This is a genomic window from Chitinophaga pinensis, assembly GCF_007896845.1.
In the GTDB taxonomy this organism is placed as follows: Bacteria; Bacteroidota; Bacteroidia; order Chitinophagales; family Chitinophagaceae; genus Chitinophaga; species Chitinophaga pinensis_C.
In genome coordinates this window covers 1-11,053 of the sequence record NZ_VOHS01000086.1, presented here as the reverse complement: position 1 = coordinate 11,053, position 11,053 = coordinate 1, and the positions used below count along the sequence as shown (strand labels likewise).

The 11,053-nt window shown below is 45.1% G+C and carries 13 protein-coding genes; 9 read left to right on the top strand and 4 right to left on the bottom strand.

Going from position 1 to position 11,053, the window contains the following annotated elements; translation table 11 throughout:
• The 3 genes from FEF09_RS29800 to FEF09_RS29790 all read right to left on the bottom strand — a co-directional run.
• The coding region (locus FEF09_RS29800; RefSeq protein ID WP_261387945.1) for a hypothetical protein at positions 1 to 145 on the bottom strand (145 nt) is incomplete at its 3' end.
• Positions 146 to 171: 26 nt separating this feature from the next.
• Positions 172 to 477 carry a hypothetical protein gene (locus FEF09_RS29795; protein WP_146308502.1) on the bottom strand — a complete coding sequence of 102 codons (306 nt, stop codon included), beginning with the start codon at positions 475 to 477 and terminating at the stop codon, positions 172 to 174.
• Positions 478 to 1,203: 726 nt separating this feature from the next.
• Positions 1,204 to 1,566 (bottom strand): hypothetical protein, encoded by a 363-nt coding sequence (locus FEF09_RS29790; protein ID WP_146308500.1) that lies wholly within the window; start codon positions 1,564 to 1,566, stop codon positions 1,204 to 1,206.
• A gap of 305 nt (positions 1,567 to 1,871) precedes the next feature.
• Between FEF09_RS29790 and FEF09_RS29785 the strand changes: the two genes are divergently transcribed.
• The 9 genes from FEF09_RS29785 to FEF09_RS29755 all read left to right on the top strand — a co-directional run bounded on the left by FEF09_RS29785 (position 1,872) and on the right by FEF09_RS29755 (position 10,312).
• Positions 1,872 to 2,423 carry a response regulator transcription factor gene (locus FEF09_RS29785; protein ID WP_315898208.1) on the top strand — a complete coding sequence of 184 codons (552 nt, stop codon included), beginning with the start codon at positions 1,872 to 1,874 and terminating at the stop codon, positions 2,421 to 2,423.
• Between the two features lie 70 nt (positions 2,424 to 2,493).
• Positions 2,494 to 3,459, top strand: a complete 966-nt coding sequence (locus FEF09_RS29780; RefSeq protein ID WP_222597283.1) for a sensor histidine kinase — start codon at positions 2,494 to 2,496, stop codon at positions 3,457 to 3,459.
• Between the two features lie 51 nt (positions 3,460 to 3,510).
• Positions 3,511 to 3,966, top strand: a complete 456-nt coding sequence (locus FEF09_RS32440) for a carboxypeptidase-like regulatory domain-containing protein (protein WP_222597282.1) — start codon at positions 3,511 to 3,513, stop codon at positions 3,964 to 3,966.
• The gene (locus tag FEF09_RS32435) at positions 3,963 to 4,214 is read left to right on the top strand and encodes a TonB-dependent receptor plug domain-containing protein (protein ID WP_222597281.1); all 252 of its coding nucleotides are present in this window, start codon (positions 3,963 to 3,965) and stop codon (positions 4,212 to 4,214) included. The genes FEF09_RS32440 and FEF09_RS32435 overlap by 4 nt, the downstream gene beginning before the upstream one ends.
• Positions 4,165 to 5,910: an outer membrane beta-barrel family protein gene (locus FEF09_RS29775; RefSeq protein WP_222597280.1), complete on the top strand. Its 1,746-nt coding sequence runs from the start codon at positions 4,165 to 4,167 to the stop codon at positions 5,908 to 5,910. Before FEF09_RS32435 ends, FEF09_RS29775 begins: the two co-directional genes overlap by 50 nt.
• Positions 5,911 to 6,196: 286 nt before the next feature.
• A complete protein-coding gene (locus tag FEF09_RS29770; RefSeq protein ID WP_146308498.1) occupies positions 6,197 to 7,441 on the top strand; it encodes an exonuclease SbcCD subunit D C-terminal domain-containing protein in 1,245 nt (414 codons plus the stop codon).
• 6 nt (positions 7,442 to 7,447) lie between these two features.
• Positions 7,448 to 9,271, top strand: a complete 1,824-nt coding sequence (locus tag FEF09_RS29765) for an AAA family ATPase (RefSeq protein WP_146308496.1) — start codon at positions 7,448 to 7,450, stop codon at positions 9,269 to 9,271.
• Positions 9,256 to 10,053, top strand: a complete 798-nt coding sequence (locus FEF09_RS29760) for a hypothetical protein (protein ID WP_146308494.1) — start codon at positions 9,256 to 9,258, stop codon at positions 10,051 to 10,053. The genes FEF09_RS29765 and FEF09_RS29760 overlap by 16 nt, the downstream gene beginning before the upstream one ends.
• 25 nt (positions 10,054 to 10,078) lie before the next feature.
• A complete protein-coding gene (locus tag FEF09_RS29755) occupies positions 10,079 to 10,312 on the top strand; it encodes a hypothetical protein (protein WP_146308492.1) in 234 nt (77 codons plus the stop codon).
• Between the two features lie 459 nt (positions 10,313 to 10,771).
• Here FEF09_RS29755 and FEF09_RS32430 read toward each other — a convergent pair.
• The coding region (locus tag FEF09_RS32430) for a hypothetical protein (RefSeq protein WP_222597279.1) at positions 10,772 to 11,053 on the bottom strand (282 nt) is incomplete at its 5' end.

Sequence of the window (11,053 nt, the reverse complement as noted above, 5' to 3'; positions counted from 1 at the left end):
ATTTCACGGCACCCTGTCTTACCTGCATTGCAGCAGGAATATCTATTCTGCCGTCAGGATAAGTAAAGGGACGATGATTACTCACCGTCATGATATGGGTAAAGAACGGCTTGCCGGCGCTGTTATCTTTATCCAGTACATTCACTGCCAAAGTAAAGAGATCTTCATCCGCTACACCCCAATATTCTCATAATGTATCTTATCCGCAGGAATGGCAGAAGATCGATTACGTAAACCGTTGTTGCTAAAAAACTCCTTCATATTATCGAAGTAACTATAACCACCATAGAGATACTGCGTCGTATACCATGCGCCCGCAATACGCTGCCCATAGAAAGAGGTGCGCATTATCAGGCGTTTTACGATACTTTGTCCGGGAGAAGGAGAATAGACAATGATAGCGCTTCCAATCCACGTACTGTTCTTGTACCCGAAGAGTAGAGCTGTGTAAACAACAGGCTCTTTTTGACAAAGCATCCAATAAGGAGTAATGTTCTCTTTGCTACCAAATGTCTCATGAAATCAGCACTCAGACTCTCCACACTGATCATGACTACATTCAGTTTACGCGCCGGCCCGGATAGGTAATTTCTCTTTCTATGCTATAGGATCCTGACTGATAAAACGACTATTATCAGTAGCCAGTTGCTTCCGTACCATACTAAATGCCGTGGTATCGGGGATGGTCTGATAGAATTTATAGAAGTCCATCTCATTCTGTGTAAAGGCAACTGCAAATTCATAGATACCATTGCCCGCCAGAGAATTGGCGTATTCATTATTACTGAAATGTCGCCATTTTTCGTTAGTAATAGCATAAGTTGTAAAAGCGAATAAAACAAGATAGCGGCGATAAGCGAGCGTCTTAAAAAAGATATGCGGGCTATACGGATGCTCTCGCTTATAGGATGACGTAGTATAAAGACAATCCCAATAGCCATTACGACGAGCGTACTCACTATAGGCACCAGCGGGTATGATTGAGAGATATTCCCCAGCACCTCCGTCGTATACACCAGATAGTCTACTGCTATAAAATTATAACGGGTAGAAAACTCCCGCCAGAAAAACCATTCGCTGACAGCATTCATCAACAGCAAAAAAACGGTCAATGCTGTTACTATATATAAACACCCGTCCGCCACTTCAGACGGAATTGATACGGCATAAAAAACAGGAACAGATAAATCACAAATCGTGCGGTCAGATAATACAGCAAAATGTGATACAGCTCTTTGTTATAATCCTTCGGTATGAGATGCGTAAAAAGCAATACCCCATTACCAGCAGGAACATACCTGTAACAAAAGGTAATATCTTCTTCCGATAGATAAAATCATTCTGCAGCCAAAGCTGTAATACAAAAGGAATGACAATAAGGCAGGCAACCGAGAGGTCATACACCCCACCAATAAACAAGGCACTCACAAACTGTATAGCGGATACGCCTGCAGCTGGTGTACTAAGCAGTAAGGCGACGCGTGTCAGGAAGGAAGTACAAGCAATAATAGTACAATCAATACAATCAGTGAGAATCTGTTGCGTAACACATTCTTCATTATCCATGCTGTTTTAATCTGCCTGCAAACCTACCAGCGAATTCTGTCGGAATTTGGTGCTAATCGCTTACTAGCCCCCAACACATCAATACTTTCACATACATTAACGCCCGGTAAAATATGTACCTTGAAAACAGCGCGATAAATCTTATCTTCAGAATGTTTTTAGAATTCCTCTATATTTTCACGGATGAAAATTTTGATAATAGAAGACGAAACGGCGCTTTCAAAAAGCATCGGCGCTTATCTCGCGGATGAAATTATCTCTGCGAATATGCCGCCAATTTCGGACAGGCCATCGACAAGATCACAGTGTATGACTATGATTGTATCCTGCTGGACCTCATGCTGCCCGGTGGCGACGGACTGAAAATACTGGAAGAAATCAAAGAACAGAATAAACAGGATGGCGTCATCATCATCTCTGCAAAAAACTCACTGGACGATAAGATCAAAGGCTTACAGATCGGCGCAGATGATTATCTGACCAAACCCTTCCACCTGCCCGAACTGGCTGCCCGTATCTATTCCGTGATCAGACGTAAACAATTTGGAAACGTCAATATCATCGAACTAAATGAATTAAAGATCAATCTGCTGGCCAAAACCGTCACCGTCAATGATAATAACGTCGTCCTGACGAAGAAAGAATTTGACCTCCTCCTCTACTTCATCAGCAATAAAAATAAAGTCATTTCGAAAAGTGCGCTCGCTGAACACCTGTCCGGTGATGTCGCCGACATGTTCGACAACTATGACTTCATTTATGTACACATCAAAAATCTGAAAAAGAAGCTGACAGAAGCAGGTTGTGACAACTACCTGAAAACCCTCTACGGTACAGGTTATAAATGGGAAATATGAGCAAGCTGCTGAACCGCACCATGAAACGTTTTATGGGTATGCCGGACTGGTACTCGTTATCAGTATACCGGTGTATTACTATGTGATCAATATGTTATGGCATCACGAACTCGAACATAAAATAGAACTGACCGCCGCAGCCGGACGCGAAGACCGTTATCTCATTATCCTCTTTGTCACTCTGCTGACAGTACTGTTCTTCCTTCTGCTGATGATCGGATTTATACTGCTGAACCGCAAGATCTCTAAACGCCTCTGGCAACCTTTCTATAACAGCCTCGCACAGATCAAAAGCTTCAACCTCGATCAACAGCAGACCGTCAGCTTTCAGGAAACAGATATCGAAGAATTCTCAGAATTGAATAATAGTCTGAATAAACTCATCGCAGGTAATATCGCGGTATATAATCAACAGAAAGAATTTGCCGATAATGCATCACACGAATTACAAACGCCGCTGGCAATTATACAATCCAAACTGGATCTGTTGCTGCAAACCAAACTCCTGACCGACGAACAATATGATCTTATTGAAGACGCCAATAAAGCACTGGCCCGCGTTACCCGTATTAATAAAAACCTGTTACTGCTCACTAAAATTGAGAACAGTCAGTTCATGGATAAAGAAACGATCAACCTGTCCGAACTGCTGGAAAATGCATTGATCCTGTTCTCTAATTTCTCCGAAAATAAAAATCTGGTATTTGATAAAGATATCACTGATGGCGTAACAATCGAAGGGAATAAAATACTCGTAGAAATACTGTTAAATAACCTGATCACCAATGCCATCCGGTATACCCCTAATGACAATACCATCCAGATCACTTTAAATAATAAAGCGCTATTCATGGCTAATCCCGGCACCCTTAGTCTGCAGCAGGAACAATTGTTCAAACGCTTCGGCACCACCTCTGCCGAAACACCTGGCACAGGACTAGGACTGTCTTTGGTGAAACAGATCTGCAGCCGATATAACTGGAAAACGGATTATACATTCAGTAACATGCAACATATCTTTTCCGTGACCTTCTAGTTTAGATTTCCTTTCGAATCGCGTCTTAACTATGCATAAAATATCAACTGCATGAAAGGCGTCTCGTTATTCTGTATCATCTTATTTTTCTTTGCGCAACACCTACACGCACAGTCCATCAAAGTGACGCTTTCCGGGCAAATAAAAGATGCTGCCAGCAAGCGCCCCTTACCATTTGTAAGTGTGACACTCAAAAAAGCAAAAGACACCAGCTTTATATCCGGTACTATTTCCGGTGATGATGGCCGCTTCAAAATCGCAGACCTCAACAGTGGTAACTATCTGTTGGAATTCTCTTATATCGGATATCAGCCTTTGATACAAACCCTGACCGTCGGACAATTAAGTCCGGTACTGGAACTGGGTAGTATAGAACTGGCCGCTGATCCGAAGTCGCTGAACACAGTGACCATCACCGGTAAACAGGAAGAAATCCGGCTGGATAAAAAACCTTCAGCGTTGCGGATAATATCAGTCAGGCAGGTGGCTCTGTACTGGAAGCTATGAAAAACCTGCCCGGTGTCACCACACAAGATGGAAAGATCCTGCTGAGAGGTAGTGACAGGATAATGGTACTGATGGATGGCAAACAAACGGCCCTGACAGGTTTCGGCGGACAAACCAGTCTCGATAACATTCCGGCATCTGCCATCGAAAAGATAGAGATCATCAATAATCCCTCTTCAAAATATGATGCCAATGGCAATGCCGGCATCATCAATATCATTTACAAAAAGAGAAAAAGAAGGCTTTAATGGTAAGATCGGTCTGAGTGCCGGTGCAGGCGCTTTATGGATAAAAAGACAGAATTATCCTACAATAAGGCCCCAATATCAGGGTACTCCCAAAATCAACCCTTCCCTGTCGCTCAACTATCGGAAAAACAAAGTCAACCTCTTCCTGCAGGCAGATGATCTGTATACCAAAACACTGAATAAAAATGAATTCGTAGACAGGTATTACGATAATGGTGATGTTGTCAGACAACAGACCAAACGTAACCGGAATACCAATTTCTCCAACGTAAAAGCAGGTATGGACTGGGCAATTGACGGTAGCAATACTATCACCGTTTCCGGCATGTACGGTACGGAGAAAATACTGGATCATGGAGATGAACCTTTCTTTAATGGTAGTCTCACCGAAAGACAACGTCTCTGGCAATTTCTGGAAGACGAACTGAAAACCACCGTAGTAGGATCTGCTATCTGGCAGCACAATTTCCATGAACCGGGCAGAACCCTGAATGTGAGCTTAAGCAGCACTTTCCACCGCGAAGACGAAAAGTACTTCTTTACGAATAGCATGCCCGAATATACCGGCATCGATTCATTCAAGGTCCTGTCAGACGAGCACGTTACCGACATTAATGTTGATTATGTACAACCCCTGCGCCACGGACGTTTCGAAGGCGGTGTGAAGTTCAGGTACCGCTATATTCCGGTGAACATGGACTTCAAGCCGGGTGTACATTCTGTATTAGATGCCCGTGCCGGCGGATTCACCCGCTACAAGGAGAATATCCCGGCCATCTACGGTAACTACGTCTATGAGAATAAACACTTCGAACTGGAAGCCGGTCTGCGACTGGAATATGTACACCTCGCCTATGACGTCAATCCCAATCACCCGGTGTACAAAAGTGACGGCTACAACTATACACAGCCATTTCCAAACCTACGACTGGCTTATAAACTGACGGACAACAACAAGGTATCCTTCTTCTACAACCGGCGTGTAGACAGACCGAATGAAGGCGATATCCGCATCTTCCCGAAATATGATGATGCTGAGATCATTAAAGTCGGTAATCCTGCACTTCGTCCGCAGTATACCAATCTCTTCGAACTGGGAGATAAAACCAGCTGGAATAAAGGATACCTGTTCTCCTCCGTCTATCACAAACGTATGGATGCCACAATTACCCGTATTGGCAGCACCGTACCGGGCAGCAATATCATCTATAACATCTTCCAGAACGCCGGGAAAAGTTATATGACAGGTATCGAACTGGTCTTCTCCCAACAAGTGGCAAAATGGGCGACCTTTAACCTGAACCTGAACGGATATAATAATATCATTGACTCCTTTACTGTGGTTAATAAATACCCGGTTGAAAATGTATTCAGCGCCGCCCGGGAAGACATCTTTTCCGGTAATATCAAACTGAACGGTCAGTTCCATTTCCCAAAACAAATAGATGCGCAATTAAGTGCCATTTATCAGGCGCCTGACCTCATACCGCAGGGAAAAACCTTTTACCGTTTTTCCGTAGATTTGGGCGTCAAAAAAACTATTCAGCAGGGAAAAGGAGAGATATTTGTCAACGCAACCGATGTGGCCAATACTCTGCGTAATAAAAGAGAGATCAGAGGAAATGGATTCCATTATCTGGCTACTGACTACAATGAGACGCAGGTGATCCGTGCCGGATATAGTTATAAATTCTGATCTTTTGATTCCGGCTTGAAGTTCTTTAGATATTACTTATCCTACGTTAATCCTACGTTTATGAACGTAGGATTAACGTAGGATAAGTAATATCTAAGCATTAAACAGAGCACAGACTACCCCGGACTAATCCCTGATTCCTGATTGATAATTCCTAATACCTATGCCCCTGTCTCTCAGGTGAAAAAGCCCCTTCCCCCCTGCGGAAAATACCTGATTTTCACACATTCCCCTTTCCTTTTCTGGCTTAACCACTCAGGTAATTTATCTTTGTAAAAAAGAGTGGATGAAAATATTGCATACTGCGGACTGGCATATCGGACAAACCTTTTATCAGTATGACAGAACGTATGAGCATCAGCAGTTTTTAGACTGGCTGGTAGATACCATTAAAGCAAAAGATATAGAACTGTTGATCATCAGCGGAGATGTGTTTGATATAGCCAATCCCTCCGCTGTTGCTATAAAAATGTTTTACGCATTTCTCAATAGTGCCGTAAAGGCACAACCCGGATTGCAGATCATCGTGACCGCCGGTAACCATGACTCTGCCGCCAGATTGGAAGCACCGAAACCTTTACTTGAATCATCCGACATCCATATTGTCGGATTGATAGAACGGAAGGAAGACGGCAGTATCGACTATGAGAAAATGCTGATCCCTGTGAGAGACAGGAGTAGCGAAACAGTGCTGTGGTGTATGGCGATTCCATTTCTGCGGATGGGGGATTATCCGGCGGTAACCGAAAGCGAAACCCTCTATGCAGATGGTGTAAGCGCACTGTATAAAGAAGCCTATGAACATGCACTGACAAAAAAACAAGGAGGACAGGGCATCATCGCAATGGCACACCTGCATACATTGGATGCTGAACTGTCTGATCACGATAAATCGGAGAGAGTGATTATGGGGGGCATTGAATTCGTTCCTGCGAAAGCGTTTCACGAAGATTTGCTGTACGTAGCGCTGGGACATATTCATAAAGCACAGAAAATAGGCGGCAAAGAACATATCCGCTATAGCGGTAGTCCGCTGCCCATGTCATTCTCAGAAATGAACTATAAACATCAGGTGGTGAGCTTTGATATCAGTAATGGCATCATGAGCGGACTGGAAATGCTGGAAATACCGGTAACGACGGAGTTACTCCGTGTACCGGCAAAACCACAACCTATCGACACTGTACTGGAAGCCTTACTGCAATTGCCAGAGGCGACAGCTACCATACATACCGCTCCTTATCTGGAAGTACGCGTACTGCTGGAAGGACCGGAACCCGCCCTCCGGCATAAAATAGAAACAGCCCTTACCGGTAAACATGTGCGGCTGGCAAAAATAGACGTCCGCTATCCATCCTCCGAAGCAGAAGGAACAGCAGAACGGATCGCCAGTACCGCACAACTGCAGGAATTAAGTCCTCTGGATATCTTTAAAAAGATCTACCGGGAGGACTATGAACGCGAAACACCGGATGAACTGGTAGACCTGTTTCAGCAGGTATTGCAGGAGATTAACACAAAAGAGGAGTAACAACGCATGAAGATATTAGCCATTCGTTTCAAGAATCTGGCATCACTGGAAGATACGAACGAGATAGATTTTACGAAAGCACCATTAAGCAAAGCAGGGATCTTTGCCATTACCGGTCCGACAGGCGCTGGTAAATCTACCTTACTGGATGCCCTTTGTCTGGCACTGTATGCAAAAACGCCCCGTTATCTGCAGGCCAAAGAAACGGGTATAGAGATACAGGATCAGGGCGGTAATAAGATGAGTCAGGGAGATGTCAGAGGCATTCTGCGTGATGGCACTGCGGAAGGTTTTGCAGAGGTTGAATTTGCAGGCGTTGATGGAAATAACTATAAAGCGAAGTGGTCGGTCAAACGTGCCCGTAACAGGATTGACGGGAACCTGCAGGCGGATACGGTGGAATTGTTCAATCTGAGCACCAACAGCACCTTCCCGGCAAAGAAAACGGAAACTCTGAAGGAAATAGAAAGAGTGGTAGGATTGAACTTCGAACAGTTTACCCGTTCTGTATTGCTGGCACAGGGAGATTTCACCGCCTTCCTGAAAGCAGATAAAGATGCCAAAGCATCCTTATTGGAAAAACTGACCGGTACCAATATCTATTCTGAAATATCCATCGGTATCTATGAGAAGTTCAAACAGGCGGATACAGAACTGAAAAACCTGAAACAACAGGTGGCAGGTATTGAGCGACTGACAGAAGAAGAACGGATGGCCCTGCACGCACAACAGGAAGAGCTGAGTGCAAAAATCAGCAGTCAGCAGATCACTATCTCAGAATTAGGCGCAGCTATCAGCTGGTATCAATTGCTCGATACCCTTGAAAAAAGCAGGGAACAGGCGGCCGGTCAATACCAACAGGCCACACTGGCCATAGAAAATGCAGGCGAAAGAATCCGTACACTTACGCAGGTAGAACACGTACAGGCTGCGAGAGGTCCGGTGGAAGCCAAAAGATCGCATGAAAAGCAACTCGCGGAAAAAGAAACCGCTTTGCAGGAGATAGAGGCCCGTATAGTACGTACGACGGAAACGCAGCAACTATCAGCAGCAGCACTGGAAACGGCAAATGCCGCCTTATTACATGCACAGCAGGAAGCCGCCAGACACCAGCCTGATATTGCCCGGGCCAGAGAATTAGATACGCTGACAGGAGAAAAAGACCGGCAACTGCAACAGGCCAACATAGAGGCCAACAACGCACAAAAGCAACAGGACGCCCATCTGAAAGCATTTGAAGATAAGGAAAAAGAGATCCAGACACTGGCACAGGCTATCAGTAAACTGGAAGACTGGCAGCGGGAACACCTGAGCAGAAAAGATATCGCGGAAAATATAATAGAAATCAGCGCGCAACTGGGACATACGGCTAAATTGTTACCCGTACAGGAGGAAACGCTGAAAGAACAGCAGGAGAATATCAGCTTTATCCGGAAAGCACAGGAGCAGATCAGCGATTTACAGGAAAAAGCAGATAACGAACAAACTGCGATCAATCAGCTACAGGCAGCATTTGATACTGCGAATCAGCTATTACAAACCGTGCCACTGGAAACATTGAAGGAAAAAGACACGGCGCTAGGTCAGCAGATAAGAGATGGTGAGGCAGCCAAAATACATTGGGAAAGACTGTTTGCTAATCTGCAGGAAAAAGAGAGAACTGCCCGCCAGCTGGAAAATTGTGAACAGGAACTGCGGGAAAAGAGCCATTCTCTTCAGGAAAAACAGGCGGAATTACACATCGCACAGGCAAAGAAAGAGCAATCTGACAAACTGCTGCATCAGGCGCGGTTACAGGTAGCAGAAAATGTAGAGTGCGTGCCCAGCTGATACAGGATGAACCTTGTCCGGTATGCGGCAGCAAAGAGCATCCTTTTGTGACTGATAATCCGCTGGCACATGCGATGCTGAAAACCCTTGAAGAGGCCTACAATGCTGCTTTAAAGTATCATAACACCCTATCAGGCGATATTACCAGTCTGGAACAGTTCTGTAAAAAACTCCGGCTGGACAGTGAAACATTCGGCAAATCTCTGCAGGAAAGAACCACTCAGATAGCAATGCTGGAAGAGAAATGGACGGGGTTCAGTCTGGCCACTGCCAGTGCAGCTGTTTCAGATGAAAACAGGGCACAATGGCTGGAACAACAGGTACAGCAATTACAGGCCGCCCAAAGAGAAGTAGCAGAACAGCTAAATGCGTACGAAACGAAACGGCAGGCTGCTGAGGTGCTGAAAAAACAGTTGGATACGAAGTTACAGGCACTGTCTGCGAACAAAGAGCAGCTGAAAGACAGACAACGTGAAAAGACCAGTAAGGAAGAAGCACAGGAACGTATTGCCAGACAACTGGAGCATATTACGCAGACTTTGCAGACCATGACCGAACAACTGGCACCTCATTTCAGTAATCCTGACTGGGTAGATAATTGGAAAAAAGATCCGCAGGGATTCAATGATAAAATAGTGGCCTTCGCCCGGCAATGGAAACAACAGGCAGAAGCGATCATCGCGAATAATCAGCAATTGCGTGAACACCAATCTGCCCTGCAGGAAATGAGTAAACAGGGACGGCATTGCTGCTGCATTAAGCGAAAAGATCAATGCCCTTAAACAGCAACAACAAGCGTTTAATGCGTTGCAGCAGGAACGGCAGGCATTATTGAACGGAGTGTCCGTCAGCAGCTTTGAACAAGCGTTAAAACAGGGCATTGAGCAGGCGGCTCTTACACAACAGACAGCTGCTGAAGCATTTAATGCAGGGAAAGAAGACCTGCGCGCGTTTACGGCAAGTAAGGACATACCAGCGCAGACATCAGTAACATACGTGGTCATATCGAAAGAGAACAGAGGGCTATCACCGAATGGTTAAACAACTATACTGCAACGTATGGCACGATACTCACACAGGAAACACTGATTCAGCTCTCTCCCACACAACAGTCTGGTAGAGACGGAGAGAAAAGCCATCAGCTCTGCGGGATGCGGTCAATACCACAGGCAACCTTGACAGAAAGGTCCTTACAGTTGAGTAATCACAAGGAAAAACAGGTAAGCGATCAGTCACTGGAGGCCTTGACAGCATCTTCCAATGAAGGAAACAGCTGCTGGAGGATCTGGGACGGGAGAAGAATAATCTTGCCTACAGACTACGATGGATGAAGAGAATAAACTGAAGTCGGCGACTTACAATACACCATCGATGCCAAAACAACCGTACACGAAACTGGAGCAAACTGAATGAGCTGATTGGCTCCGCAGATGGTAAGAAGTTCCGGCAGATCGCACAGGAATATACACTGGATATGTTATGGAGCATGCCAATATGCATTTATCCATGCTGACCAGCGTTATAAGCTGTTGAGAATACCCGGTAATCTGGCTTACAGGTACTCGATAAAGATATGGGAGATGAACTGAGGACCGTCTTCTCCCTTTCCGGCGGAGAATCTTTCCTTGTGTCACTGGCACTGGCCTTAGGACTGGCTTCTTTATCATCCAGCAAGATGAAAGTAGAATCGCTCTTATTGATGAGGTTTTGGCGCACTGGATCCTGATACATTGAATATTGCCATGGACGCACTGGAACGCTTGCACAATCAGGGGCGTAAGG

What these genes read in the sequence shown, in the direction of transcription:
- FEF09_RS29765 (WP_146308496.1), top strand. Translation starts at nt 7,448, where the DNA reads ATGAAGATATTAGCCATTCGTTTCAAGAATCTGGCATCACTGGAAGAT.
- FEF09_RS29790 (WP_146308500.1), bottom strand. Translation starts at nt 1,566, where the DNA reads ATGGATAATGAAGAATGTGTTACGCAACAGATTCTCACTGATTGTATT.
- FEF09_RS32435 (WP_222597281.1), top strand. Translation starts at nt 3,963, where the DNA reads ATGAAAAACCTGCCCGGTGTCACCACACAAGATGGAAAGATCCTGCTG.
- FEF09_RS29775 (WP_222597280.1), top strand. Translation starts at nt 4,165, where the DNA reads ATGCCGGCATCATCAATATCATTTACAAAAAGAGAAAAAGAAGGCTTT.
- FEF09_RS32440 (WP_222597282.1), top strand. Translation starts at nt 3,511, where the DNA reads ATGAAAGGCGTCTCGTTATTCTGTATCATCTTATTTTTCTTTGCGCAA.
- FEF09_RS29770 (WP_146308498.1), top strand. Translation starts at nt 6,197, where the DNA reads ATGAAAATATTGCATACTGCGGACTGGCATATCGGACAAACCTTTTAT.
- FEF09_RS29795 (WP_146308502.1), bottom strand. Translation starts at nt 477, where the DNA reads ATGCTTTGTCAAAAAGAGCCTGTTGTTTACACAGCTCTACTCTTCGGG.